The sequence below is a fragment of the Nocardioides eburneus genome (assembly GCF_040838215.1).
GTDB lineage: Bacteria > Actinomycetota > Actinomycetes > Propionibacteriales > Nocardioidaceae > Nocardioides > Nocardioides eburneus.
Genome location: NZ_JBFPJR010000001.1, coordinates 170,992 through 195,986 on the forward strand (window position 1 = coordinate 170,992; position 24,995 = coordinate 195,986).

30 protein-coding genes and 3 tRNA genes are annotated in these 24,995 nt (G+C 71.8%); 11 read left to right on the plus strand and 22 right to left on the minus strand.

The window, feature by feature from the left end:
- Positions 1-21: 21 nt before the first annotated feature.
- Genes AB3X52_RS00810 through AB3X52_RS00825 form a run of 4 tightly spaced genes read right to left on the minus strand, consistent with a single transcriptional unit; the run spans position 22 to position 3,466 of the window.
- Complete coding sequence (locus AB3X52_RS00810) at positions 22-945, minus strand: LysR family transcriptional regulator (RefSeq protein ID WP_367990798.1); 924 nt, start codon at positions 943-945, stop codon at positions 22-24.
- Positions 946-960: 15 nt separating this feature from the next.
- Positions 961-2,094 (minus strand): NAD(P)/FAD-dependent oxidoreductase, encoded by a 1,134-nt coding sequence (locus tag AB3X52_RS00815; protein WP_367990799.1) that lies wholly within the window; start codon positions 2,092-2,094, stop codon positions 961-963.
- Complete coding sequence (locus AB3X52_RS00820; protein WP_367990800.1) at positions 2,091-2,279, minus strand: ferredoxin; 189 nt, start codon at positions 2,277-2,279, stop codon at positions 2,091-2,093. The genes AB3X52_RS00815 and AB3X52_RS00820 overlap by 4 nt, the downstream gene beginning before the upstream one ends.
- Positions 2,276-3,466: a cytochrome P450 gene (locus tag AB3X52_RS00825; protein ID WP_367990801.1), complete on the minus strand. Its 1,191-nt coding sequence runs from the start codon at positions 3,464-3,466 to the stop codon at positions 2,276-2,278. Before AB3X52_RS00825 ends, AB3X52_RS00820 begins: the two co-directional genes overlap by 4 nt.
- A gap of 158 nt (positions 3,467-3,624) precedes the next feature.
- On the opposite strand from AB3X52_RS00825, the gene AB3X52_RS00830 reads away from it, so the two are divergent.
- Positions 3,625-5,010: an NAD-dependent malic enzyme gene (locus AB3X52_RS00830; RefSeq protein ID WP_367990802.1), complete on the plus strand. Its 1,386-nt coding sequence runs from the start codon at positions 3,625-3,627 to the stop codon at positions 5,008-5,010.
- A 58-nt stretch (positions 5,011-5,068) separates the two neighbouring features.
- Here AB3X52_RS00830 and AB3X52_RS00835 read toward each other — a convergent pair whose 3' ends face one another.
- From AB3X52_RS00835 to AB3X52_RS00845, 3 genes are all read right to left on the minus strand, one after another.
- Positions 5,069-5,878, minus strand: coding sequence for an IclR family transcriptional regulator (locus AB3X52_RS00835; protein WP_367990803.1), 810 nt, complete (start codon positions 5,876-5,878; stop codon positions 5,069-5,071).
- Between the two features lie 97 nt (positions 5,879-5,975).
- The gene (locus AB3X52_RS00840) at positions 5,976-7,145 is read right to left on the minus strand and encodes an enolase C-terminal domain-like protein (protein WP_367990804.1); all 1,170 of its coding nucleotides are present in this window, start codon (positions 7,143-7,145) and stop codon (positions 5,976-5,978) included.
- Positions 7,146-7,285: 140 nt separating this feature from the next.
- Positions 7,286-7,358, minus strand: a tRNA-Arg gene (locus AB3X52_RS00845).
- A gap of 191 nt (positions 7,359-7,549) precedes the next feature.
- Between AB3X52_RS00845 and AB3X52_RS00850 the strand changes: the two genes are divergently transcribed.
- Positions 7,550-8,560: a LuxR family transcriptional regulator gene (locus tag AB3X52_RS00850; protein ID WP_367990805.1), complete on the plus strand. Its 1,011-nt coding sequence runs from the start codon at positions 7,550-7,552 to the stop codon at positions 8,558-8,560.
- A gap of 79 nt (positions 8,561-8,639) precedes the next feature.
- On the opposite strand, the gene AB3X52_RS00855 is transcribed toward AB3X52_RS00850, so the two are convergent.
- The 7 genes from AB3X52_RS00855 to AB3X52_RS00885 all read right to left on the minus strand — a co-directional run bounded on the left by AB3X52_RS00855 (position 8,640) and on the right by AB3X52_RS00885 (position 12,010).
- Positions 8,640-8,777 (minus strand): hypothetical protein, encoded by a 138-nt coding sequence (locus tag AB3X52_RS00855; protein ID WP_367990806.1) that lies wholly within the window; start codon positions 8,775-8,777, stop codon positions 8,640-8,642.
- A 312-nt stretch (positions 8,778-9,089) separates the two neighbouring features.
- Positions 9,090-9,659, minus strand: coding sequence for a hypothetical protein (locus AB3X52_RS00860; protein WP_367990807.1), 570 nt, complete (start codon positions 9,657-9,659; stop codon positions 9,090-9,092).
- A 111-nt stretch (positions 9,660-9,770) separates the two neighbouring features.
- Entirely contained in the window at positions 9,771-10,073 is a 303-nt protein-coding gene (locus AB3X52_RS00865) for a hypothetical protein (protein WP_367990808.1), read from the minus strand.
- Between the two features lie 201 nt (positions 10,074-10,274).
- Entirely contained in the window at positions 10,275-10,754 is a 480-nt protein-coding gene (locus tag AB3X52_RS00870) for a hypothetical protein (protein ID WP_367990809.1), read from the minus strand.
- A gap of 59 nt (positions 10,755-10,813) precedes the next feature.
- Complete coding sequence (locus tag AB3X52_RS00875) at positions 10,814-11,164, minus strand: hypothetical protein (protein WP_367990810.1); 351 nt, start codon at positions 11,162-11,164, stop codon at positions 10,814-10,816.
- 173 nt (positions 11,165-11,337) lie between these two features.
- Positions 11,338-11,431, minus strand: a tRNA-Ser gene (locus AB3X52_RS00880).
- Between the two features lie 90 nt (positions 11,432-11,521).
- The gene (locus AB3X52_RS00885; protein WP_367990811.1) at positions 11,522-12,010 is read right to left on the minus strand and encodes a hypothetical protein; all 489 of its coding nucleotides are present in this window, start codon (positions 12,008-12,010) and stop codon (positions 11,522-11,524) included.
- Positions 12,011-12,110: 100 nt separating this feature from the next.
- Between AB3X52_RS00885 and AB3X52_RS00890 the strand changes: the two genes are divergently transcribed.
- Both AB3X52_RS00890 and AB3X52_RS00895 read left to right on the plus strand, forming a co-directional pair.
- Positions 12,111-12,491 carry a hypothetical protein gene (locus tag AB3X52_RS00890; protein WP_367990812.1) on the plus strand — a complete coding sequence of 127 codons (381 nt, stop codon included), beginning with the start codon at positions 12,111-12,113 and terminating at the stop codon, positions 12,489-12,491.
- A gap of 99 nt (positions 12,492-12,590) precedes the next feature.
- Positions 12,591-12,678: transfer RNA gene (locus AB3X52_RS00895), tRNA-Ser, on the plus strand.
- Between the two features lie 204 nt (positions 12,679-12,882).
- Here the strand turns inward: AB3X52_RS00895 and AB3X52_RS00900 are convergent.
- The 3 genes from AB3X52_RS00900 to AB3X52_RS00910 form a co-directional block, all read right to left on the minus strand.
- Complete coding sequence (locus tag AB3X52_RS00900) at positions 12,883-13,113, minus strand: biotin/lipoyl-binding carrier protein (protein WP_367990813.1); 231 nt, start codon at positions 13,111-13,113, stop codon at positions 12,883-12,885.
- Between the two features lie 179 nt (positions 13,114-13,292).
- Positions 13,293-14,651, minus strand: a complete 1,359-nt coding sequence (locus AB3X52_RS00905; protein ID WP_367990814.1) for a hypothetical protein — start codon at positions 14,649-14,651, stop codon at positions 13,293-13,295.
- Between the two features lie 11 nt (positions 14,652-14,662).
- Positions 14,663-15,448, minus strand: coding sequence for a carbon-nitrogen hydrolase family protein (locus AB3X52_RS00910; RefSeq protein ID WP_367990815.1), 786 nt, complete (start codon positions 15,446-15,448; stop codon positions 14,663-14,665).
- A 49-nt stretch (positions 15,449-15,497) separates the two neighbouring features.
- Here AB3X52_RS00910 and mobA point away from each other — a divergent pair, with 49 nt between their 5' ends.
- Genes mobA through AB3X52_RS00930 form a run of 4 tightly spaced genes read left to right on the plus strand, consistent with a single transcriptional unit; the run spans position 15,498 to position 18,053 of the window.
- Positions 15,498-16,076, plus strand: a complete 579-nt coding sequence (gene mobA / locus AB3X52_RS00915; protein ID WP_367990816.1) for a molybdenum cofactor guanylyltransferase — start codon at positions 15,498-15,500, stop codon at positions 16,074-16,076.
- Positions 16,077-16,430, plus strand: a complete 354-nt coding sequence (locus tag AB3X52_RS00920) for a DUF6457 domain-containing protein (RefSeq protein ID WP_367990817.1) — start codon at positions 16,077-16,079, stop codon at positions 16,428-16,430. It begins immediately after the preceding gene.
- Positions 16,431-16,462: 32 nt separating this feature from the next.
- Positions 16,463-17,446 carry an NAD(P)H-quinone oxidoreductase gene (locus tag AB3X52_RS00925; RefSeq protein ID WP_367990818.1) on the plus strand — a complete coding sequence of 328 codons (984 nt, stop codon included), beginning with the start codon at positions 16,463-16,465 and terminating at the stop codon, positions 17,444-17,446.
- 22 nt (positions 17,447-17,468) lie between these two features.
- Positions 17,469-18,053: a bacterial proteasome activator family protein gene (locus AB3X52_RS00930; protein WP_367990819.1), complete on the plus strand. Its 585-nt coding sequence runs from the start codon at positions 17,469-17,471 to the stop codon at positions 18,051-18,053.
- A gap of 36 nt (positions 18,054-18,089) precedes the next feature.
- Here the strand turns inward: AB3X52_RS00930 and AB3X52_RS00935 are convergent, their stop codons facing one another.
- Both AB3X52_RS00935 and AB3X52_RS00940 read right to left on the minus strand, forming a co-directional pair.
- Complete coding sequence (locus AB3X52_RS00935; protein ID WP_367990820.1) at positions 18,090-19,247, minus strand: zinc-binding dehydrogenase; 1,158 nt, start codon at positions 19,245-19,247, stop codon at positions 18,090-18,092.
- Positions 19,244-20,149, minus strand: coding sequence for an alpha/beta fold hydrolase (locus AB3X52_RS00940; protein WP_367990821.1), 906 nt, complete (start codon positions 20,147-20,149; stop codon positions 19,244-19,246). Before AB3X52_RS00940 ends, AB3X52_RS00935 begins: the two co-directional genes overlap by 4 nt.
- Before the next feature lie 45 nt (positions 20,150-20,194).
- On the opposite strand from AB3X52_RS00940, the gene AB3X52_RS00945 reads away from it, so the two are divergent.
- Positions 20,195-20,617, plus strand: coding sequence for a VOC family protein (locus AB3X52_RS00945; protein ID WP_367990822.1), 423 nt, complete (start codon positions 20,195-20,197; stop codon positions 20,615-20,617).
- Positions 20,618-20,695: 78 nt separating this feature from the next.
- Positions 20,696-20,956, plus strand: a complete 261-nt coding sequence (locus AB3X52_RS00950) for a hypothetical protein (RefSeq protein WP_367990823.1) — start codon at positions 20,696-20,698, stop codon at positions 20,954-20,956.
- Positions 20,957-21,123: 167 nt separating this feature from the next.
- Here AB3X52_RS00950 and AB3X52_RS00955 read toward each other — a convergent pair whose 3' ends face one another.
- Positions 21,124-21,765, minus strand: coding sequence for a LysE family translocator (locus AB3X52_RS00955; protein ID WP_367990824.1), 642 nt, complete (start codon positions 21,763-21,765; stop codon positions 21,124-21,126).
- Positions 21,766-21,958: 193 nt separating this feature from the next.
- On the opposite strand from AB3X52_RS00955, the gene AB3X52_RS00960 reads away from it, so the two are divergent.
- Entirely contained in the window at positions 21,959-22,597 is a 639-nt protein-coding gene (locus AB3X52_RS00960) for a hypothetical protein (RefSeq protein ID WP_367990825.1), read from the plus strand.
- 247 nt (positions 22,598-22,844) lie between these two features.
- Here the strand turns inward: AB3X52_RS00960 and AB3X52_RS00965 are convergent, their stop codons facing one another.
- Positions 22,845-23,474 (minus strand): NUDIX hydrolase, encoded by a 630-nt coding sequence (locus AB3X52_RS00965; RefSeq protein WP_367990826.1) that lies wholly within the window; start codon positions 23,472-23,474, stop codon positions 22,845-22,847.
- A gap of 8 nt (positions 23,475-23,482) precedes the next feature.
- Positions 23,483-24,730 carry an L-2-hydroxyglutarate oxidase gene (gene lhgO / locus AB3X52_RS00970; RefSeq protein WP_367990827.1) on the minus strand — a complete coding sequence of 416 codons (1,248 nt, stop codon included), beginning with the start codon at positions 24,728-24,730 and terminating at the stop codon, positions 23,483-23,485.
- Positions 24,731-24,995 lie beyond the last annotated feature (265 nt).

A 24,995-nucleotide genomic window follows, 5' to 3' on the forward strand; every position in this document is an offset into this window, starting at 1 on the left:
GCCCGGATCCGGGCTCAGAGGTCACGACCCCGCGACGGCGTCGAAGAGTGCCTGTCGCAGCCAGGCGATGAAGTACTGGTCGCTCAGGTGCGGATTCCACACCATGTCGATCCCCAGCCCCGGAAGCGGGAAGGGGAACTCCTCGATCCGTACGTCGACCAGGCTCCGCATGGCCGCCGCCACCCGGTAGCGCAGCAGCGCGACCCCACCCCCGCGCGCGACCAGATGGGGCACGAGCAGGTAGTCGGAGACCAGCTGGCCGACGCGGTAGCCGACGCCCTGCTCCTCGAGCACGGAGTACGGGAAGACGCGACGGTCGGTGTCGACGACGACGTGCGGCTGGGTGGTGATGAGATCGAGCGCCGTCGCCTCCGGCGGCGTCTGGGAGGAGGCCAGCACGACGATGCGGTCGTCGTACAACCGCTCCCGCGGATGAGGCGAGGCGAACGCCTCGGACATCAACACGACGTCGACGCCATGCTCGGTGAAGGTGGACTCGGTCGGCACCGTGATCGTCCGCACCCGCAGGGTCGCGTGCGGGGCCTGCTCGGCGACCAGCCGACCGAGCCGGGGCCCGACCACGAAGGCGGTGCTGTTGGTCATCGCCACCGTGATGATGCGTCGGTCCGTCGCCGGGTCGAAGCTCGGGAAGTTCACCACGCCCGCGGCGTGCTGCAGCGTCGCGCGCACCGGCGCGATCAGCTCCTGGCCACGTGGCGTCAGCGCGATGCTTCCCCCCTGGCGTACGACAAGGTCGTCACCGAGCAGCCGCCGCATCCGCGCCAGCGCGTGGCTCATCGCCGGCTGGGTGAGTCCGACCCGCTCGGCGGCCTTCGTCACCGACCGCTCCTCGAGCACCGCCAGGAGTGGCACCAGCAGGTTGAGGTTGACCGACGCCAGGCGGTCCAGGCCCGAACGCGTCACCTGCCGCCCGTCGTCGCTCATCGCCTCGAACCTTACTCAGGCCTCCCGGGCCGCCCGACGCAGTCGCGGGATCGGGATCCGGTAGTTCACCGCGACCGCGGTCCCGGAGCCGTCCTCGTGCCGCCAGCGCAGCAGTCCGCTGTGCGGCTCACCGTCGACGACCTCGGGCTCCCCGACCACAGGCAGCCAGCCACAGGCCTTCACCGTCAGGCCGAACCCCTCGGTCCAGAAGTACGGCGAGAAGGTGAGCTCGGGCGCGTCGTCCCCCTGCAGCAGGGTGGTCGCGGCGACCCTGCTCTGATCGATCGCGCTGGTCCACAGCGGCACCCGCCGGAGCCCGTACGCCGTCGGGAAGGCCGCCACATCGCCGGCGGCGACCACGTCCGACCGCCCGCCGACCCGCCCGCGACTGTCGACCGCGAGCACGCCGTCGACCAGAAGACCGCTGTCGGCGAGCCACTCGGTGTTGGGCACATCCCCGATCGCGCTCACCACGAGCCCGGCCTCGAGGACCGCGCCGTCGCGCAACTGCACCTGCACGACGTCGCCGGCGTCGGTGACGCCGGCAGCGCCGGTGGTGACGACCTTGAGGCCCTGCGCGGTCGCGGTGTCGGTGAGGACGCCGGCCAGGTGCTCGCCCAGGACGGCGACGAGCGGCTGCCCTTCGGAGACGAGCGTGACCTCACACCCCTGCTCGAGGCAGCCCGAGGCCACCTCCATGCCGAGCGGGCCACCGCCGATGACGACCACCGAGGGAGACTCGGCCAGCGCGCTGCGCAGCGCGAGCGCGTCCTCGATGGTGCGCACGCAGCGCTCCCGCTCACCGCCACCGAGGGTGCGCGGCCGCGCGCCGCTGGCGATCACCAGGCCGTCGTACGCCAGCCCGCGGCCGTCGCTGAGCGCGACCCGGCGCTGCTCGGGGTCGAGAGAGACCGCGCTCACGCCGAGGAGCTCGGTCGCGCCGTGGCCGGGGGCGGGCAGCTCATGGGCGCTGAGCTCGTCGCGCAGGAGCGCCTTGGACAGCGCCGGACGGCTGTAGGCGGCGTGGCGCTCGGCGCCGACGACGGTGAGCTCGCCGGTGAAGCCACCGGCACGGAGGGTGTCCGCGGCGGTGACTCCGGCGATCCCGTTGCCGACGATGACGATGCGCCGCATCGCAGCACCGCTCATCGGAGGCTGAGTGCGGCAACCGGGCAGACCCGGACCGCCGCCTGGGCGGCCGCAAGGTCGGCGCCGTCGACCTCCTCGCGGTCGAGGACCAGCTCACCCTCGTCGTCGAGGTGCATCAGCGCGGGCGCGGCCTCTTCACACAGGCCGTGTCCCTCGCAGCGCGGCCGGTCGAGCAGGATCTTCATGCGGGCACCACTTCCAGGACAGGGAGCTCCTCGATGCTCCGGGTGATGTTGCTGGGGACGCGGACCTCCGGTCCGACGACGAGGCGCTCGACCCGGCGGGCCAGCGCGTCGATCACGGCGTGGGCCTCGAGGCGGGCCAACCCCTGGCCGGCACAGCCGTGCGGGCCGTAGCCGAAGGCGAGGTGGTCGACCGGGTTGCGCTCGACCATGAAGGCGTCGGGGTTGTCGTAGTGGCGCGGGTCGCGGTTGCCGGCGCCGAAGATGATGGCCACCTGAGAGCCGGCCGGCACGACGACCCCGTCGATCTCGACATCACGGGTGACCCGGCGGCCCCAGGCGTGGACGGGTGCCCAGAAGCGGAGCGCCTCGTTGAAGGCGGCCGGCACCAGCGCCGGGTCCTTGCGGATCAGGGCCAGCTGCTCGGGGTGGGCGGCGAACAGCGCGACGATGTTGCCGATCGCCGCAATGGTGGTGTCGACACCGGCGCCGAGGTACTGGTGGATGATGTGGCCGGCCGTCCCCTCCGGGATGGCGCCGCGCTCCTCGGCGTCGAAGATGCCGCGACCGACCGAACCGGGCGCAAGGTCAGCCGCCGTCACGGTCGAGCACCACTCGTAGAGCTCGCCGGCGATCGGGAAGTTCTCCGCGGTGCGCTGATTGAGAGGACCGATCACCTGCATCGCGGCCTGGCCCCAGCGCAGCATGTTGTCCCGCACGTGGCCGGTGAACCCGATCAGGTCGGCGACGACCTCGAGCGGGAAGGCTCGCGCGAGGGCGTCGATCGCGTCGAAGGGTTCCGCTCCGTTCAGACCCTGCTCCACGAAGGCGGCGACGAGCGCGTCGGCCTTGGCGTCGATCTTCCCCTTGAGCCCGCGCAAGGCACGGGGCGTGAGGTTCTCGGTCAGGGCGGCACGCAGCTGGGTGTGCACGGGCGGGTCGGAGGCGAGCGAGGTGCCGGTCAGCGCCTCGTTGACCATCGGGTTGAAGCCGATCGCGCCGGCCGAGGAGAACGTCTCCCAGTCCCCGAGCGCCGTCCGGATGGCCTCATAGCGGGTCAGGGCGTAGACGTCGTTGGCGGGCAGGTGGACGACCGCGCCGAGCTCACGCAGGACGGCGTAGGTCGGATACGGGTCGAGAAGGACCTCATCGTCGAAGAGATCGAGCTCGGACACGGCGGGGATGGACATGGTCACCTCGGTGTGGTCGGGAACACAGGCAGTGTGTGTGACGACCAACACATGTGACCAACACATTGTGTTCATGCCTTGTCATGCGCGCCATGCATAACCGCAGGTGAAGCCCGAGCGACTTCTCAGTAACCCGCCGTCGGGCGGATAGTCGGAGCATGTCCGCTGTCAAACATGCCACCGCGTCGTCCAACTCGATCACCATGCGGCTCTACACCGCTCCCGACCACGGCGTCGTCGGCGCCGTGGCCACCGCTATCGCCGACGCGGGCGGCATCGTGACCGGCATCGACGTCACCGACTCGCGGCACGACCGCCTGGTCGTCGACGTCACCTGCTCCGCGGCCGACGCCGAGCACTCCGCCGAGCTGGAGAAGGTCGTCGCCGCGATCGACGGCGTCGAGGTCCACAAGGTCTCCGACCGGACCTTCCTGGCTCACCTCGGCGGCAAGATCGCGATCTCCTCGAAGGTCCCCCTCAAGACCAGGATGGACCTCTCCATCGCCTACACCCCGGGCGTCGGCCGGGTCTCCAAGGCGCTGTCCGAGCATCCTGAGGATGTCTCCCGGCTCACGATCAAGGGCAACACCGTGGCCGTGGTCACCGACGGGTCCGCCGTCCTCGGCCTCGGCAACATCGGCCCCGGCGCCGCCCTGCCGGTCATGGAGGGCAAAGCGGCCCTCTTCAAGCGCTTCGGCGAGATCGACGCCTGGCCGATCTGCCTCGACACCCAGGACACCGATGAGATCGTCCGGGCGGTCGAGCTGATCGCGCCTGGTTTCGGTGGCATCAACCTCGAGGACATCGCGGCCCCCCGCTGCTTCGAGATCGAGGCACGGCTGCGTGAGCGCCTCGACATCCCGGTCTTCCACGACGACCAGCACGGCACCGCCATCGTCGTCCTCGCCGGACTCACGAATGCGCTGCGGGTCGTCGGCAAGTCGATCGAGACCGTCAAGGTGGTCGTGTCCGGAGGCGGCGCCGCAGGTACGGCGATCGTCAAGCTCCTGCTGGCAGCCGGCGTGTCCGACGTGGTGGTCTACGACCGCAACGGCACCCTCGTCGCCGGTGACGACTCCCTCAGCCCCGCCCACGCCGAGCTGGCCGCGGCCACCAACCCTCGGCGCGTCGCGGGCGACCTGCGCGCCGCTCTCCAGGGCGCCGACGTGTTCGTCGGCGTCTCCGCCCCGGGCATCCTCCAGCCCGCGTGGATCGCCGAGATGGCCGACCAGCCCATCGTCTTCGCGATGGCGAACCCCGACCCCGAGGTGGACCCCGCCGAGGCCGCGAAGTACGCCGCGATCGTCGCCTCCGGCCGGTCCGACTTCCCCAACCAGATCAACAACGTGCTCGCCTTCCCCGGCGTCTTCCGCGGTCTCCTCGACGCCCGCGCGAGCGAGGTCACCGAGGACATGATGATCCGCGCCGCGCAGGCCATCGCCGCGGTCGTCAGCGACGACGAGCTCAACCCGAGCTTCATCATCCCCAGCGTCTTCCACCCCGAGGTCCACCAAGCCGTCGCCTCGGCGATCTCCGGGCAGTGAGACCTCCGGCGGCGGTGTAGCGCCGGTGGCGCGCAACAACGCGCCACCGGTGCGGACCTCAGCCCGGCTGCCGCATCCGCGGGACGCTCGCCCCGCGATAGCCGAGGTTCTGCGAGACGCTGCGGCTGGCGGCGCGCACCGCCGGGATCAGCGCCGACGGCCTCGTCGGCCCGTCCGCGGGCACGACCAGCGACAGCGCCGCGATGACCGCCCCGTCGGAGTCGTGGATCGGACAGGCGATCGACACGGCGGGGACCGACGAGGTCACCTGCCGGTCCGCGATCGCGACACCCGTACGGCGTACCTCCGCCAGCATCGCCCGCAAGCGACGCGGGTCGGTCACGGTGTGGGCCGTCCAGGCCTTGAGCGGCCCGCGCAGCACCTGCTCCTGCACCTCGGTCGGCGCATGGGCCAGGAGCACGAGCCCGACGCCGGTGGCGTGCAGCGCGAAGCGGCCGCCGACGGTCGTGAGGACGCGTACGGCGCCCCGGCCGGCGAAGCGCTCGACGTACACGACCTCGAGGCCGTCGCGCACGGCGAGCTGGACGTTCTGGTGGGTCGCCTCGTAGAGGTCCTCCATCGCGGTCAGCGCCGCCTCGCGCAGCGCGGGACCGCGGGGCGCCCGCGTCGCGGTCTCCCACAGCCGGATGCCGACCTGGTAGCCGGCCGAGGTCTCCTCGAGCGCACCCCAGCGCTGCAGATCGGTGACGATCCGGTGGGCGGTCGAGAGCGGGAGCCCCGTCGCGCGCGCGATGTCGGAGAGGGTCCGTCGCGGGTGGCGGGCGTCGAACGCCGCCAGCACATCGAGGGTCCGGGTGCTCAGCGAGCGCCGGTCCTCTTCGCCCGTCCTGATCTTCTTGCCTGTCAACGCCGCCGTCCGGGGTTGCGCACCCGCTGCGTGCCCGAGCCCGCCGCGCGAGTGACCTTCGCCATAGTGTCTCCACCATAGCCGCTCATGCCAACGCTCAGCGCGCGACGAATGTCTCGACCTCGTGCGCCGCGACCCAGTCCTCGTCGAGCGTGACGCCGAGGCCAGGGCCGGTCGGAACACCCACGGTTCCCTCGGCGTCGACCGACGCGAGGTCGTCACGGAAGTCGGCGTACACCGGGAACCCGGCGCTGACGCTGGGCAGGCTCGGCGCGACGAGCCCGAGCTCGTAGAAGTTCGTGTTGCGGATCGCCGCCATGCAGTGGCGGTGGGCGGGGCCCGGGCCGTGCAACTCGACGTCGAGACCGAGACCCTCGGCGGCATGCGCGAGCTTCATGACGCCGGTGATGCCTGCGTCGAGCCCCGCGTCGGCCCGCACGAAGTCGGTGCCACCGGCGACGACCTGGTCGACGTGGGCGCTGAACCCGCGGACGTGCTCGCCCATGAGCAGCGGCGTCCGCAGCAGCTCGCGCAGCCGCCGGTGGGCGTGCGCCGAGACACCGCCCTCCTGGTAGGGGTCCTCGTACCAGTAGTAGCCCGCCTCGTCGAGCGCCCGGCCCACGGTCAGCGCGTCCGCGAAGGTGGTGTACGCCGATCCCGGGTCCAGCATCAGCGCCACGTCCGGCCCGACCGCCGTCCGCACCGCATGGACGGTCTCGATCTCCCGGCCGAGCGGTCCCGCGGCCCACCCGTGGATCTTGAAGGCGCGATAGCCGAGCTCGGTGCACGCCACCGCGAAGTCGGCGTAGTCCTGCGGCGAGGAGAGCGGACCGGTCTCGTCACCGTGGAGCGTCGAGGCGTACGCCGGCAACCGGTCCTTCCAGCCGCCCAGGAGCTGCCACACGGGGACGCCGTACGCCTTGCCCGCGATGTCCCACAGCGCGATGTCGATCGGCCCGATGCCGAGGCGGTCGTACTTCCGCCAGGCTCGCTGGAGCGTGGTCCAGATCAGCTCGCGCCGAAACGGGTCCTGGCCGACCAGCCACGGCGCGATGGACTCGATCTGCGCCGCGGCAAGCCCGTTCACTCCGGTGGTCCAGGTGTGCTGGCCCCAGATGCCGGCGTCGGTGTCGATCCGGAGCACGACGCCGGTCGCGGTGCGCACCGCACCGTCGGCCGCCACCGGGTAGAAGCCGCTGGGATCCATCCCGCGCCCGGCCTGCTCCCAGCGCAGCTTCGTCAGCGACACCTGAGTGATGACGGTCATCGGGCGGCTCCTCGGGACGGCAGCTCAGCGTCCTCCCGGTCGTCAAGAGCGACAAGGCGGGCTCCCACCCACCAGAAGCGAGACGTCCGGGCCCACGAAGGCCGAAGGCCCCGGTCATCGACCGGGGCCTTCGTGTCTTGCGCGCCCGTAGGGATTCGAACCCCAAACCTTCTGATCCGTAGTCAGATGCTCTATCCGTTGAGCTACGGGCGCAGCGTCATGCGACCTGAGAAGAGTAGCGGACGGATCCGCCGGAGCCGAAATCGCGGCCGCGGCGTCGGTCGGGCGCAGGTCGACGACCGGCCCCGGCGGCTCCGCAGCCCGCGGAGTCGCCGCACCTCTCGGCGCGGACGCGATCGCTGTGGAACGATGACGACCACCGGTTCGAGTGGAGGTGGGGGCGCGTGAACAGCCTGGGGCCCGACGACCGTGCGCTCTTCGAGGACGCCGGGATGGCGCTCTACGAGGCCGTCGTCAGTGCCGGGGGCATCGCTGGGGACGATCCCCGCATCGCGCCGGACGGCCCGTGGGCGGCCGCCTTCGCCCTGCTGGTCCGGCTCGGCCTGCTGCAGCGGAGCTCGGAGGAGCAACCCGGCCATTGGACCGCGGAGGACCCGGCCAGCGTGCAGTCACGGATCGTCTCGCCGTTGAGCGTGCAGGGCGCCCGGCTGCTCGAGGAGTCGTCGCAGTGGGCACACGACTTCGCGTCCGTCACGCAAATCTGGCGCCGCGCCCCCGAGGCGAGCGGCCGGGGTCCGTTCACCTATGTCCACGGGGACCACATCAGCCCTTTCATCGAAGGGCTCGTCGCGGAGTGCGAGGTCGAGGTCCTCACCGCGCAGCCGCAGACCGGGCGTGACACGGACGGCCTCGCCCTCGCGATCCAGCGCGAGAGCGCACTGCTGGGGCGTGGGGCGACGATGCGCACCCTCTACCAACACGCCGCGCGGCGCAGTTCCGTGACGCGGGAGTACGTCGCCGCCGTAACCCGACTCGGCGCGGAGGTCCGCACCCTCGACGAGTTCTTCAACCGGATGCTCGTCTTCGACCGGCGCATCGCCCTCATCCCCGCACCCGACACCTTCGACGCCGCGCTGGCGATCCGGGAGCCGACCGTCGTGGCCTATCTGGTCGACGTCTTCGAGCGCTCCTGGGAGCGTGCCCGGCCGTTCACCAGCAGCGACGCGTCCGTACTCAAGGACATCGCCGCCGAGCAGCGCGCCATGACGATGCGCATGCTCATCGAGGGGCATTCCGACCCCGCCGCCGCCAAGCGCCTGGGGGTCAGCCCGCGCACCTACGCGGGCTACGTCGCGGATCTGAAGGACGAGTTCGAGGCCGAGACCCGCTTCCAGCTCGGCTACATGATCGGTCGACTGGGGATCACCGGCTCGGGTGACGCCGAGCAGGCCTGACGCCAGAGGTCAGCGACAGAAAATAGACGGCGGACCGGGGCCCGAGGCTCCCCGGTCCGCCGACGATCCCAGCGCGACGTCAGCGCCCGATGAACTGGCCGACCGCGTTGCGGCCCCACGTTGTGTCAGCGTGGGCAGGGGCCGAGATCCCCATGACGCTGATGCCCACGGTTGCCGAGGCCGCAAGCGCGAGGGCGATCCTGCGAACGATCTTCATGATGTGTCCTTGTTGTCTCGGGAATCCCGGCCGGCAGAGGGGCCGGGCCCTCAAAGTGTGCCTGCCAACGGCAGCGATCCCCTAGGCGGATGCGGGCTCATCATTTTGCATTGCACAAAGGTGCAGGGCTGGGGTCCTTGCACATCCAGGCAAAAAAGGGTGCCCTCCCTGTGGGAGGCGACCACTCGCAGACCGGGCCGCGCTTGTCCGCGCCCGCGTCGCAGCAGGTCAGCGGTGGTTCGGCACGGTCCTTGAACCCCGTTCCTCGCCGAGAGCCGTTTCCGCAGGTTAGACGCGACTGTTCGCGTCGGGTCAGCGGCGTCCGCCGACTTCGCGGTGCCAGTAGGCCGCATCATCGCTACCCGTCCTGACGACCGCGTCCGGCTGGACAGGGGCGGGCCAGAACTCGACTAGATAGAAGTCGACGACGCCCTCGTCGAACTCTCCCGCACGCCCCGCGTCTCGCCCGCGTGCGCTCACGCGCACGCGGTACGTGCCCGGTTGGAGGGCAAGCGCGCCGCTCTCCTCCCCTGACCATGTGGACCACGATGATGCTGCACCGGCGGGGATGGTCACCGAGACCTCAACAACGTCCTCCCACTCCGCGTCGAGAGTGGGCTCGGAGTCGCTGGACACGACGCGGACATGCGAGCCGCCCGAACGACGGGCAAGGTTGAGGTAGAGACCCGCTTTCATGCCAGCGCCGACGAGTCCGTTGATCTGTCCGGCGAAGAACCGATCGAAGTCTCCATCGAACCCATAGCCGTCGCCCCAACCCAGGTCGAACTGCCCGTAGTCGGTGTCCACGACCTCATCGAACAAGACTCGCTCCACAGTGGCTTCATGCCTTTCAGTCAGACGAGGCGGGGTCGGGTTGATCATGAGGGCTGGGCTACCGTCCCTCAACCGAGCCAGCAGCGTGGCCCTGGTCGACGAGCGGGTGACGCTACGCGTTCTGGGGCCGCTCCCCACCCGGCCTTCTTCGCGCACCGCTCAGAAGTTCGCCGGGAACGTCACGAACAGGGTGAAGGCAAAGAAGAGCGCCTGCAGCGCCAGCGCGCCTGCGATGAACGCTAGCGCTGTCCAACCGACGACACGCGGGATGGTTCGACGGATGAGGCCGGTTGCGATCAGGCCGAGGAGCGCCGCCTGCAGAAGCGGCGAGACATAGTCCTCAACCCACAGAGGAGCCGGAGGAATGACCGAGGGAGGCGCCATCGCCCACAGCAGCGAACTCACAACCGTCACGAGGCCGATCCAAGCGATCGACTGCGAGAAGAACCAGCGGCGCGTCATATCAAGAGCCTAAGTCAACCGCGAGTTCGGAGAGGCTCAATCGCGAGATCCTGTCGGACTTGAACGGGCGCAGCCGCAGCGGTCGTGACTGCAGGATGTCATGGGTTGGTTCTCGCGATGGCGGTTGATTGCTGGGGGCTGTATCGGCGGATGGGCGGGTCATCTTGATGCTGCCGGTGATCCTGGCGCGTTCCTGGTCGGTCACCGCGCACCTTCGAGGGCGTGCAGCATGGCCTCTGTGGTGCGGGCCAGACGCTCGCGAGTGCGGGTGGTGTCGGGGCCTTGTACACCGAGCAGTTTGAGCCTCTTGCTGCCGTGGATAACGTGCAGCGTGATCCGGTTGTAGAAGGCGCCGGACCCTGGGCCGAGGCGGATGTCGTCGATCTGGTCGGCGGGCAGGGTCCGGCGCCGGAGCCCGTACCAGTAGATGAGCCGGGTCGAGTCAACGCGGACCACGGAGAGGGGCAGCGAGAGCCCGAGGAAAGCGACGAGCGCGCCGAAGAGGATCATCAGCACGGACGCGTCGGGGTCGCCGGCGACGTCGGGCACACCGGAGAGCGCGAAGATCAGCCCGACGATGCCGAGTGCGCAGCCGCCGACGCGGATGTAGATCGGTGCACGGAGGATGACCTCGGCGACGGCCTCCTGGGCTGGCGTTTCGGGCGGGTATGTGCGGGTCATGTGCGGCCACTCGGTCACGGTCGGCGGGTCCTGCAGGGCTGGAGTTTGGCACCCGGCGTCTATAGGCCACCGCCCATGAACATGACCGCGATGAACGCGATCACGCCGGTTCCGGCAGCCCATTCCGCGCCCGCCAGCAGCGTCGTAGTCCACGCATCGCCGCGTCGGTGACCGCGCCGCAGAACGCGCGCGGCCGCCGCGAACGGTGCCAGGCCCGCCATGGAGATCAGGGTCAGCAGCACGATCCCGGTGGGCGTGATCGTCGCCCGCTGCACCGGATCGAAGAGATTGAAACACAACCCTGAAACAGCGAATCCGGAGGTCAGCCAACCGGGGAGCAGCGCCAGCGCGAAGAGAGTCACCGCGACGACGGGTCGGGGCGACACCGGGCGCGGCTCAAGGAACGTCACGACCTCATTATCGGTTGTCACCCGGACAAACGGTTGGGAATCATTCCTCCGTTGAGGTGTCTGCCCTCTCACGCGAGTACTCGACGACGTCGGGCATCCTGAAACGGCGAAAGCCGCCCTCGGTCCCGGTTCCCCGGGCCTCAGGCGGCTCTCCCGACTTCGTCGGGAGCCTCTGGCGGAGGCGGAGGGATTTGAACCCTCGATGGGGTTGTAGCCCCAAACCCGCTTAGCAGGCGGGCGCCATAGACCTGACTAGGCGACGCCTCCCCGACAGCCCCGACAGGTTACAAGGGATTCGGCTGCAACGACGAATCTGAGCCCGAAACGCCCCGGACGCCCCGAGCTCGCCGCGACCCGTCACCCACGGCGACGGCCTCCACCGCCGGCGGCGCGGACGCTCGCGCTGAGCCTGGCCTTGACCTCATTGACGAACTCCTCCCGGTCGATCGCCAGGATCGCGACCGGGATGGTGGTCGTCCCGCCATCCTTGAGGCGGAGGATCAGGCATGGCGAACCGTGGGCCGTGGTCGTCGCCACCTCCGCGACGTCGCTCCACCGCGCCTCGCGGACGCCGGCGCCGCGCACGAGGCGCACCGAGTAGCCCTGGGGCGTGGCCCGGACGACGTACGCCTTGGTGCGCAGCCACCAGCCGAAGCTCAGGACGGCGACGAGGCCCACCACCGCGGCCAGGAGCAGCCAGCCGAAGTCGAGGCCGGCCAGACCGACGACCGCCGTCGCGACGAAGACGAGCACGGCCAGCGCCACCACGGAGACCCCGAGGAAGCGCGCCGCGATGGGGCCGGCGAGGTGGTAGTGCGTGAGGTCGGTACTGCCCTGAGCTGACACGGCGCCATTCTCCCCGACCCGGCGGAGAGGTGCCGCATCGCCGTCTCCGTGCAAGGTCGGCACCCTTGTCCGGGACCGTGACCTGGGTCACACTCGACCCATGACGGGGGTCACTACTGCGATGACCGACGCGCTGCGCGCGCTGGAGCAGGCGATCGCGCCGCCACGGCCGGGGACGCCGGTCGGCAACTGGCGTTGGTCGGTGCGGCAGCGGCTCACCGGCGTACGCGAGGCGCTCGTCATCGAGGACGCCGGCATCGACAACACCTGGCTCGCCGCCCGGACCGGCACCGCCCTGCGGGAGCGGCACACCCTCGTCAGCCGCGTGGTCTCGCTCGGCAGCGACGTCCTCGACCGCCCCGACATGGACCGGCTGCGGCTCGAGCTGCGGCGACTCGTCACCGACCTCAACCACCACCTCCAACACCTCAACGATCTGGCGTACGACGACGTGGAGCTCGAGCTCGGTGGCGAGGACTGACGCGGCGGACCGACCGGGCGCGCCCGCGCAGCGACCGGGTCGGCGGCGCGGGGAGCCTGCGCCCTAGACTCGGGGCCGTGGCCGGTCGCGACCGGCCTCGGAGGGGTGCCGGAGTGGCCGATCGGAACCGCCTTGAAAGCGGTCGTAGGGAGACCTACCGCGGGTTCGAATCCCGCCCCCTCTGCCAGCGAGCGCCAGCGAGCGCCGCAGAGGGGGCGTGGCCGGGCCTGGCGGCTGCCAGCGAGCGCCAGCGAGCGCCGCAGAGGGGGCGTGGCCGGGCCTGGCGGCTGCTGAAGCGCGCGAGGAACGAGCGCGCGAAGAAGAGGGGCGTGGCCGGGTCCGGCGGCTGCCAGCGAGTGCCAGCGAGCGCCGCAGACGCGGCAGCGTGCGCTCAGCGGGTGATCTCGATGAGCACGTCGCCCTCCTGGACGACGTCGCCCGGCGCAACCTTGACCGCGGAGACGGTGCCGGGCTCCTCGACGAGCACCGGGATCTCCATCTTCATCGACTCGAGCAGCACCACGGTGTCGCCCACGGCGACGGCGTCCCCGGGAGAGACCGCCACGCTCATGACGTTGGCGACCATCTCAGCGGTGACAGTGATGAGCGAGTTGCGGGCCATGGGCCGAACGTATGCCCTACCGAGCGGTAAGCCGATTCACCGCGCGGTGGAGCCGCCGTGGCCGGTCCTGCCGACTGGCATAGGCCGCCCGCGCCGCTGAGCCCGGCGCCCGGCCCACGCTCAACGGGCCGTCCGGCAGGACGTTCTCGAGCACCTGTGCCGGTGAGGTGACCGCTCGGTCAGAGGAGCGCGCGGGCGCGCCCCGGCTCCGGGCGTACGGCGGAGGCGTCCTCGGCCTCCCGCGCGGCCCGGCGCCCGACGGGGCGATGCGCGTCGCCGCGCGAAGGGTATCCGGTGAACGCCAGGTCGACGCGGATGACCACGAACCCGATGACGAGTCCCACGACGAGGCTGTAGCCGACCGACACGAGCGACTCCAGGATCCCGATGTCGGCGTTGAGGAGCGTGCTGGCGACGGGAGCAGTGACCCCGACCCCGAACGCGCAGACCCACCAGCCCTGTCGCCGCCGCGCCCGCATGTGGGTGCCCCAGGCGAGCGAGGGAATGCCGAGCAGCGCCTCGATCGGCCGCGGATAGCCACCGAGGTGGTCGCGGCACCACACCACCCCGTCGTGGACGGAGCCGACGAGGCCGGGTGTGCCGTAGCGACGGATCAGCTCGGCGTAGAGCAGCGTGACCGCGAGCATCACGCCGCCGACCACGACGACGAGCATGCCGCGCCGGCCGAGTCCGTGGAGACCGGCGCCGAGCCGGTAGACGAGGAAGAACGCACAGACCATGGCGCAGGCGAGGACGGCGTACTGGAAGCGCGCGACGTCCACGACGGGCCGGTAGCCGAGCGCCGCGAACGTCCCGATGCCCGCGATGACGACGGCGACCACCGTCTCGCGCACGACCTGCGGGAAGCGGCGTGCCGGGACCGTGAGCATCACGCCGAGCACGGCCGCCACGGCCGCGGTGAGGACCGCGGCGCCGGTCCTCAGCTCGTCCTGGTCGAGAGCCAGCACCGCCGCGCCAACGGCGAGCGTGAGCGCCGAGAAGATCACCGGACGTCCGCCGGTGCGGGCCGCGAGCGCCCAGGTGTACGCCGTCGAGACGATCACCGCGCCGATGCCACCGACGGCGTCGGGCCCGACGTCGAGGGCGGACGCCGCGAGGGCCAGCAGACCGAGCGCCAGGGCCGTGAGCCACAGCGTCACGAAGCCGACCACGCCGAGCCGCCCCATCCGAGGCGTACGACGCGGCATGACGGACGCGGAGGCGGAGGCTGCGGCCTCGCAGTGCTCCTGCGATGCCGGCGACGCTGCCGCCGCCGGGGCGACTGTCTCGTCACCGCTCGCCTCGCGGTCGGGCGTCGGCCGCGACGTCGGGCGGGCGTGGGCGTAGCGGCGCGCATCGCGCCGCGCGTCACGACGGTCGCCGGCGGGCTGCTCGGCCGCACGGCCTGCGTCCGCCCCGCCCGGGGTGGCCCCGACGGCGTCGGGCGAGCTGGGGTCGACGTAGGCCGGGACGCGCTCGGCGACCCGACGACCGCGCCGCTGGGTGTCCGCGCGACGGCGGGGAGCGGCTCGGGTCATGGCGCCCAAGGCTACAGGCGCCGGTTGGCCAGCGACGGGTTGACGCTGCGCGCCTTCTCCAGCCGCGCCCGGTCGATCGTCACGGTCAGCACCTCGTCGGCGTCGCCGCCCTCAACGAGCACGTCGCCGAGCGGATCGGCGACCAGCGAGTGGCCGCAGTAGCGCGGCGTGGACTGCGCCGCCGCGGCGACGTACACGGTGTTCTCGATCGCCCGCGCGCGCAGCAGGGTGCGCCAGTGGTCCACCTTCCGCGGCCCGGCCACCCACGCGGCGGGGACGAGCAGGATCTCCGCCCCCGCGTCGACCAGCCGGCGCGCGAGCTCGGGGAAGCGCAAGTCGTAGCAGGTCATCAGCCCCACCGGGACGTCGTCGCCGGCGACGGTCGGCACCGTGACCACCACCGGCTCCAGCGGACCGCCCGTGAGGGCGTCGGACTCGCGGTAGCCGAAGGAGTCGTAGAGATGGATCTTGCGGTACGACGCCTCCGCGCCGCCCCGCGCGACCACGGTGTTGTAGGGCCGCTCGGGGTCGTCGGACGTCTCGAACATCCCGGCCACCACGGTGGTGCCACGCTCCTTGGCGACCCGCCCGACCTCGGTCGCGAAGGGACCGTCGAGCGGCTCGGCGAACGCGGAGACGTCCGAGCCCGCCTTGCCGAAGTCGCGGGCGAACGCCTCGGGGAACACCACCAGGTCGGTGTCGGTCGGCGCCAGCGCGTCGAGCAGCGCCCGGTTGTCGGCCGGCTCGAGGGAGGAGGCGTGCTGCACCAGTCCCATCCGCAACGTGTCCCAGGTCATGCTCCCAGCGTGCCACGGGGGCTCCCCTCGGCGGGCGGCCGCTGGCACGATGGCGAGCGTGTGGGAGCCGTGGAACGCGATCGTCCTCGCCGGCGGCCGAGCCGTCCGGCTCGATGGTGCCGACAAGGCGAGCGTCGAGGTGCACGGACGGACCCTGCTCGCCTGGAGCCTCGACGCCGTCATCGACGCCAGCGAGGTGGTCGTGGTCGGTGACCCGGTCCCGACCGAGCGGCCGGTGACCTTCACCCGCGAGAGCCCCCGTCACGGCGGCCCGGTCGCCGCCGCGCTCACCGGGCTCGACGCCCTCCTCCGGCCGACGGCGTACGTCGCCGTGCTGGCCGTCGACATGCCCCGCCTCACGCCGCACACGCTGCGGCGGCTCCTCGACGCGGCCCGCGACCCGGCCCACGCCGCGGACGGAGCGGCCCTGGTCGGACCGGACGGACGCCGACAGCTCGCGCTGGTCCTCGCCACCGACCGGCTGCAGGAGGTCCGTCCCGACCTCGAGGCGCAGCACGGCATGGCGCTGCGTGCGCTCCTCGAGCCCCTGACACTGGTCTCGGTGGCCGCGGTCGCCGACGAGCACCGGGACATCGACACATGGCGCGATCTGCGCGACATTGGGTGAGTGAACCTGCACGACTGGATCGATGAAGTGTGCGACACGCTCGACGTCGACGCGGAGATCGACGAAGGGCTGGTCCTCGACCTGACCAAGACCGTGGCCGACAACGTGCAGCGGCCCGCGGCCCCCGTGACGGCGTACCTCCTGGGCTTCGCCGCCGGTGCCGGTGAGCTCGACCCGGACGGGATCGAGCGCCTCGCCGCGCGGGTGCAGACCCTCGCGGAGGGCTGGGACCGGCCCGCCACGGTTCCCGAGCCGCGCGCGTCCGACGACGACGGTGAGAGCGAGGCGGATCCGGTCCCCGACGACGTGGTCCACGACTTCGAGGAGGATCTCGAGGACGCAGAGGTCGACTGACGGCCCTCCCGGCACCTCCCTAGGCTGGGGGCATGCGCGCCGTCACCGCTGCCCAGCCCGGAGGACCCGAGGTCCTCACCGTCACCGAGGTGCCTGACCCTGTGCCCGGCCCCGGCGAGCTTCTGGTCGAGGTCGCGGCCGCCGGGCTCAACCGTGCCGACCTGCTGCAGCGGCAGGGGTTCTACCCGCCGCCGCCGGGCGCCTCCGAGATCATCGGCATGGAGTGCAGCGGCACGGTCGCCGCGCTCGGCGACGGGGTGGACGGCTGGAAGATCGGCGACGAGGTCTGCGCGCTCCTCGCCGGTGGTGGGTACGCCGAGAAGGTGGCCGTCCCGGCCGGTCAGGTCATGCCGGTGCCGGACGGCGTCGACCTGGTGAGTGCCGCGGCGCTCCCCGAGGTGGCCTGCACCGTGTGGTCCAACGTGTTCATGATCGGCGCCCTGCAGCCCTCGGAGGCGCTGCTCGTCCACGGCGGTGCCGGCGGCATCGGCACGATGGCGATCCAGCTGGCCCATGCGCTCGGGTCGCGGGTCTTCACCACCGCTGGGACGCCGGAGAAGCGCGCATTCTGCGCCGAGCTGGGCGCTGACGTGGTCATCGACTACCACGAGGAGGACTTCGTCGAGGTCGTCGCCGACCAGACCGGCGGCCGCGGTGTCGACGTCATCCTCGACAACATGGGCGCGAAATACCTCGCCCGCAACGTCACCGCGCTCGCCACCGAGGGCCGCCTCGTCGTCATCGGGCTCCAGGGCGGCACCAAGGCCGAGCTCGACCTCAACGCGCTGCTCCGCAAGCGCGCCGCCGTCATCGCCACCAACCTGCGCGGCCGGCCGGTCGAGGGCAAGGCGGCGATCTGCCGCTCGGTCGTCGAGAACGTCTGGCCGCTCGTCGCGGCCGGTGACGTGCGGGCGGTCGTCCACGACGTACTTCCCCTCGAGCGGGCCGCCGACGCCCACCGGCTGATGGAGTCGGGCGACCACAGCGGCAAGATCCTCCTCAGCACCGCCGGATGAGCCGCTGGCTAAGGTTGCCCTCATGACGGAGCAGCAGCCTCAGCCCGGCCAGATCCTGGTGATCGGGCCCGACGGACAGCCGATCGCCGCCCCGGCACCCGAGCCGGAGGGCGACGGGAACGAGGAGCGCGACCTCACCGAGCTGGTCGAGCAGCCGGCGAAGGTCATGCGGATCGGCTCGATGATCCGCCAGCTCCTCGAGGAGGTGAAGGCCGCGCCGCTCGACGAGGCGTCGCGCAACCGGCTCCGTGAGATCCACCAGGCCTCCATCAAGGAGCTCGAGTCCGGTCTCGCGCCCGAGCTCGTCGAGGAGCTCGAGCGGCTCTCGCTGCCGTTCACCGAGGACCACACCCCCTCCGAGGGCGAGCTGCGCATCGCGCAGGCGCAGCTGGTCGGCTGGCTCGAGGGCCTCTTCCACGGCATCCAGACGGCGATCTATGCCCAGCAGGTCGCCGCTCGTGCCCAGTTCGAGCAGATCCGCCGCGGTCTCCCGCCCGGCGTGCAGCTTGCCCCCGACGGCCCGCAGCCCCCGGCGCCGCACGGTCACGGTCATCCGCAGGCCGCCGGCGAGGAGAGGCACGGCGAGTCTGGCGGCATGTACCTCTGACGGTGGCCCGCGGACCGAGGTGAGCGAGATGAGCCCTCAGAGGGTGGCGGCGCTCCCCGGGTCGACGAGGATCTTGGCGTGCTTCTCCGGGTCGCCGAGCGCGTCGAAGGCGCCCGCGACGCCGTCGAGGCCGACCGTGCCGGTGTGCAGCGGCGACGGGTCGACCTTCCCGGCGGCGATGAGGCCGAGCACGTGGGCGAACTCGGCGGGGTCATAGCCGAACACGAACCGCAGGTCGAGCTCCTTGTGGATCCCCATCGCGGGCCGGAAGCGGTCGGCCTCCATGCACACGCCAACCACGACGACGCGGGTGTGCAGCGGCGCGGCGCCGGCGATCTGCTCGATCATGCCGGGGACGCCGACGCACTCGAAGACCACCGGGCCGCTGGGCGTCGCACCGAGGGTGTCGGCGACCCGCATCAGCCGCTCCCAGGGCAGCAGCGGCACCCGGCGCAGCCTGCTCATCGTGTCGATGCCGAAGCCGAGGTAGTCCGGCAGCGTGCGCACCGGCCCCTTCTGGTCGTACGCCGCGAACGGCTGCCGCTCGCGGGGGTCGACGACCACGTCGGCACCGCACGCGCGGGCCAGCGCCCGCCGGCCGGCCGACAGGTCGGAGGCGATCACCTGCCGGACCCCGGAGGCCTTGAGCATGAGGATCACGGCCAGCCCGATCGGCCCGCAGCCGACGACGATCGCCGGCTGGTTGCGGCCGACCGCGCCACGGCGTACGGCATGCCAGGCGACCGCCAACGGCTCGGTGAACGCCGCCCGGTCGACCGGGGTGCCGTCCGGGACGGGGAACGTGAACGCCTCCTGGACGACGGTCTGCTCGGCCAGACCACCCGGCGCTGCGGTGTCGAAGCCGACCAGGTGGACCTCACCGCCGGTCCGGACCACGGGCAGGGCGACGACGAGGGCGCCCGGCTTCCAGCGGCGGCGGGTGTCGGGACCGTACGACGCCACCCGGCCCACGATCTCGTGGCCGAGGACGACGCGGTGGCCGGGGCGCATCGCGGTGGTGTAGCCCACCTCGGCCACCACGTCGGAGAGCTCGTCGGCATGGTGGCGCGCGTGCAGGTCGGAGCCGCAGATCCCGCAGCGCGCGACGTCGAGGAGCAGTTGCCCGGGCCCGGCCGCCGGGGCCGGGACGTCCTCGACGCTGAGCGTGCCCTGGTGGCAGACGACCGCCCTCATGCGCCGGTCACCCCGCCGCGCTCCCCGCCATGCGCCGTGACGAAGCCGGCGACGAGCTCGGCGATGCGGTCGGGCTGCCGGAGCACCACCCAATGGCGCGCGTCGACCTCGACGACGGTCAGGTCGTCGACATAGGGGACCGGGGCCTCGGTTGCCATCGCCGGCGACACGTAGACGTCGCGGGTGGGCGCGATGACCTGCACCGGGACCGTGACGCGCCGCGGCGTGGGCCGCCCGAGACGGCCGAGGATGTTGGCGCGGTAGAGCTCGATCCCGTTGATGGTGTCGCGCTCCCGACGCTCCGGCACCGACTCCACGCCGCGCACCTCGCGCGCCAGCAGCTTCTCGAGGAGGCCGCTGCGCCACGCGGCCTCCGGCAGCCCCGGCGCCTGGAAGAGGAAGACGTAGTAGGACTCGGCGAGCTGCTTCAGCCGTTTCCGCGCACCCGCGAGACCATGCGTCGCGAGCCCGCGCAGCCAGACGCCGGCCTGGTCGAGGTCGGGCCCGGAGATCGAGGTGTACGACGCGATGCGCGCCGCCGGGATGTTGCCGCTGACGGCGGCCCAGGTCTGGATCGAGCCCCAGTCGTGGGCGAGCAGGTGGACGGAACGGTCCGGGCTCACCGCGTCCATGACGGCCGCGAGGTCGGCGTTGAGCTGCGGGATGCGGTAGCCGCGGCGATCGGCCGGGGCGTCGGAGTCGCCGCACCCGCGGACGTCGTACGTCACGACCCGGAAGCGTCGGGACAGCCGGGTGGCGACCGGCGCCCAGACCGACTGGTTGTCGGGATAGCCGTGGACGCAGACGATCATCGGGGCGTCCTGCGGGCCGGCGTACTCCGTCACCGCCAGCTCCAGGCCGTCGGTCGTCGCCACGCGTCGGGTCGTCGTCGAGGTGGTCACGAGCGGTGACTGTAGCCGCCGCGTCGGGGGCGCTAGCGTCGGAGCATGACGCACATCCTCAATCCCTACCTCTCCTTCGGCGGCAACGCCCGCGAGGCGTTCGAGTTCTACCAGGGCGTGTTCGGCGGCGACCTCACCCTCAACACCTACGGCTCCATGGGCCAGGGCGGCGGCGCAGGTGCCGATCCCGATCGGATCATGCACGGCCAGCTCACCACGCCCGCCGGCCTCGTCCTGATGGGCGCCGACTCCCCCTCCGGCGAGGAGATGCCGGCCACCAGCCGGATCATGATCAGCCTGTCCGGCGACGACGCCGACGCCCTGAAGGGCTATTGGGACAAGCTCTCCGACGCCGGCACGGTCGCGATGCCGTTGGCACCGCAGGCGTGGGGCGACGAGTTCGGCATGCTCACCGACCCCTTCGGGATCGACTGGATGGTCGACATCGCGGTCGGTCAGGAGGGCTGACGTTTGGCGTCATAGCCCTGCGGGCACCGCGTCTCCTCCCTCGACGGCCGCAGCCGCGGCCGGACGGAAGGAGTCCCCATGGCCGCGAAGCTCGCCCGTCACCGGTCGACCCAACCCGGTTCGACGCAACCCGGTTCAACGCAGCCCGGTTCGACCCAGTCGGGACCGACCCAGCCCGGTTCGACCCAGCCCGGCTCGACCCAGCCCGGCTCGTCCACCGCCCGGATCGGCGCGAAACCGCAGCACCGCAGCGGCGTACGTCCGGCCGTCGGGACCGGCCTGCTCGCCGTCGCGGTCATCACCGCGCTCGGCATCGTCGTCCTGGGCGTGCTCCGCTGATGCGCCTCCATCTGCGCTCGCTGGGGCAGGTGCTCGGGCTGTGCCGCGAGGCGGTCGCGGGACTGTTCCACCAGGCTGACTGACGCGTCAGTCAGCCGACCCGCGGCAGCTGCACCGCGCTCGGGGGGAACACGCAGCAGGCGGCCGATAGGGCGTCGTGTCGGCGATCAGCTGCTGTGACCCGAGACCGCAAGGGTGGCGCCGAGGCCGATCATCATCATGCCGCCGGTCGCGCCCAGCGTGTCGAGCCGCTCGGGCCGGCGGGCGAACCAGTCCCGGGCGCGGCCGGCGAGCACCGCCCAGCAGGAGTCCGAACACACCGCGAAGGCCGCGAACAGCAGCCCGAGGAGCAGCAGCTGAGGGCCGGCGGCCGCGTCGTCGTCGACGAACTGCGGCAGGAAGGCGGCGAAGAAGACGATCGTCTTGGGGTTGGTGACCCCGACAGTGAGGCCGGTGCGCACCGACCCCCAGGCGGAGGTACGACGGACGGCGACCCGCGCCGCGAGCGCCGCCCGCGCATCGGCGCGATGCCGGATCGCCTGGACGCCGAGGTAGAGGACGTACGCCGCGCCCACCAGCTTGAGGACGGTGAACGCCTCGGCCGAGGCTGCCACGACCGCGCCCAGACCGGCGGCGACCGCGGCCACCTGGACGAGCAGGCCGAGAGCGTTGCCGACCACGGAGAGCAGCGCGTCACGGCGTCCCACCGTGAGCGCGCGGCCGATGGTGAAGAGCAGGCTCGGCCCCGGCACCTGGATGAAGAGGATCGACGCGACGGTGAACGCGAGCAGCTGGCTGAGCGACGGCACACCGGCGATTGTGGAGCCGCAGGCGGCGTACGCGCACATCGGTTTCGGCCGCCGCCAGGGGCTGACATCGACTGTGTCCTGAGTCACTTTCACCGGCGTATGGCGTCACTCCTGGTCTGGACAACCGTTTCGTCACTGCTGCAGATCGCAGTCGGCGCCCTCTCGGCGCCGAGATGACGAAAGGTTTGTGAACATGCGACACACACGACTGATCTCGGCAGCCGTCGGTGCCCTGTTCGTCACCGCCGCCGTGACGGGTTGCTCCAGCGAGGACGTCAAGAGCGCTGCGAAGAGCAAGGCCGACCAGGTCAAGGCCTCCGCCGCCGCCAAGGCCGGCGACCTGGCGAAGGACAAGGCCGGCGACCTCGCCGACGGCAAGCTCGGCGACCTCGCGAAGCAGAAGGCCGGTGAGCTGGTCAAGAAGCTCTCGCCCGAGGACCAGCAGAAGCTCGAGTCCGCCCTCAAGAGCGCCGGCATCACCATCGACACCGGCGACGGCGCGAAGAGCGACGGCGCCACCGGGGACGACGCCGCGGCAGACCCGACCGCGACCATGGCCGCCGACTTCTTCGCCGCCCGCCAGGCTGCGCTCAAGGACGGCGACGTCTCGCTGCTCAAGCAGCTGACCGGCCCGAAGAAGTTCACCCAGGTTTCGCGCTGGGTGAAGAAGCACGCCGGTCAGGCCGACAAGCCGTTCAAGGTCACCGTCGTCGGCAGCCAGGGCAACAAGGCCGACGTCTGCGTCGGCACGAAGGGCAAGACCGCCAGGACCGTCGTGCTCAACAAGAACGGCAAGGTCATGGCCGTCCGCCCGGGCACGCACACCTGCTGACCCGCCTGCCGCTCCCGCGCCGCTGCTGACAGCGGCCCACCGTGCACGACCCGCCGTCCCCACCACCGGATGGCGGGTCTGCGGCATCTCGGGGCGCCGATGAGCCGGTCCCCTCGCCAGTCGCCGCCCGCGTGGGACTTCCAAACTGTCACGGTGACAGCTTGCGGCGTCAGTGACACTTCGGAACTTTCACCGCAGCGCCAAAGTGACACCGTGACAGTTTGGCTCCGTGAGTCGGGCGCCGCGGTCAGGCTGGGACGGTCGACTCCTCCACCGTGCCGCCGTCGGCCGGGGGCGCCGGGGCCCGACCGGCGGCGGCCGCGTGGCGGCGTACGTCGGCGTCGGCCCAGAGCTCGAGGAGTGTGGCCGGCCAGATCTCCTCGTCGGCGGCGGCCAGCTCGGCGCGGGTCCACCAGCGGTGCTCGGCGAGGGTGAGCTTCTCCTCCTCGGTGTGGCCCGCGTCGGACACCTCGAAGGCCGGCACCCAGCACGCGTAGAAGACGTCCTCCTGGTCGATGACCACGTCCGTGTAGCCGTGGACCACGCGTCGCACCAGGACCGGGCCGAGCAGCTGCGCAGGCTCGACCCGGAGCCCGGTCTCCTCACCCACCTCGCGCACGGCGGCCTGCACGTCGCTCTCGCCCGGGTCGATCCCGCCGCCGGGCGTCATCCACCAGCGTCGGCCCGGCAGGCCCGGGTCGCTGTCGGCGAAGAGCAGGGTCCGTTCCCGGTCGTCGATCACGAGCACGCGCGCCGTCCGCCGGGTCCGACGCGGCCGCTCCTCGGGCGGGACCGGCACGAACGTCCGCACCGACGTCGGGTCGTGCGCCTGCGCCTCGCGCAGGCGGGCCAACTGCTCCGGGCTCAGGTCCTCCACGTGGCCATTCAACCCGAGACGACGGCGGCGACGTCGGGGGCGGGGGTGCCGTCGTACGCCTCGCGCGCCAGGCCGGCGACGTACCGCCCGATGAGCAGGCTGGAGGTCGCTGCGGGGGAGGGTGCGTTCAGCACGTGCACAGCCCCCGGGGTCGCGCGCACGACGAAGTCGTCGACGAGACGACCGGCGTCATCGACCGCCTGGGCGCGTACGCCGGCACCCGCCCGCCGCAGATCGTGGCTGCGCACCTGGGGCAGCAGGCGGCGTACGTCGGCGACGAGCATCGGCTTGCTGAGCGACCGCACCACCTCCCGCGCGCCGTCGCGCCAGTAGGAGCGCGCGAGCCGCCGCATCCCCGGGTCGCGCCACCAGGCACTGATCGTGCTCGCGTCGAGGTCGCGCCAGCGGTAGCCGGTGCGGGAGAACGCCGGGACCGCGTTGGGGCCGACGTGGACGGTGCCGTCGACGCCGGGGGTGAGGTGGACGCCGAGGAACGGCAGCTCGGGGTCGGGCACGGGATAGACCGGCCGGTGGACGGTCGTGCCGGCCCGCTGCGCGAGGGCGCTGTACTCGCCGCGGAACGGCTGCACCCGCACGCCCGGGTCGACGCCGCACATCCGCGCCACTCGGTCGGAGAAGAGCCCCGCGCAGTTCACCAGGACGGTGGCCTCGAGCTCCTCACCCCGTTCGGTGCGTACGACGACGGGCCCGCCGTCGCGCGCGCCCGGACGGTCGACCGCGGCGACTCGCGCCCCGAGGCGCAGGTCGACACCACGGGCGGCGAGCTCGGCGGCGTAGGACCGCGTGACGGCGGCGAAGTCGGTGATCGCGGTATCGGCGATGTCGAGGGCGGCGATGCCGGCGACGTCGGGCTCCAGCTCGCGGACCTCCTCCTCGCCGATCTCGCGGAGGGTCACCCCGTTGGCGCGGCCGCGGCGTGCGAGCTCGGCCATCGGCACCAGCTGTGAGGTTGCGGTGGCGACGACGAGCTTGCCCCGTCGGTCGACCGGGAGCCCGTGCTCCTCGCAGTAGCGGATCATCAGCTCACCCCCCTGCCGCGCCAGCCGGGCCTTGAGCGAGCCCGGCGGATAGTAGAGGCCGCTGTGGATCACGTTGCTGTTGTGGCCCGACTGGTGGACGCCGACGCGGTCCTCGGCCTCCAGCACGGTCAGGGGTACGTCGGGCAGCGTCTCGGACAGCGCCTTCGCCGTCGCCAGGCCCACGATGCCGCCGCCGATGATCACGATCCTGCTCACGACTCCACCGTCCCACGTGAATGGGTGCGCGTGGGTGGGTCAGACCGATCTACCCGATATCGGGCCCGCGTCGGGCCCACTCGTCGGGCAGAGTCGTCGGGCAGAGTCGTCGGGAACAGTCGTCGGGCGTTTGACCGATCGATCGGTCAAACGGGGGGGTGCCGTGTCACGGGCGCGGCAGCGTGGGCGCGCGGCAGCGGAGGCGCGCGGCAGCGGAGGAAGGACCCACGCGCGAGCCTGTGGATGACCGCGCGCACGCCGGGTC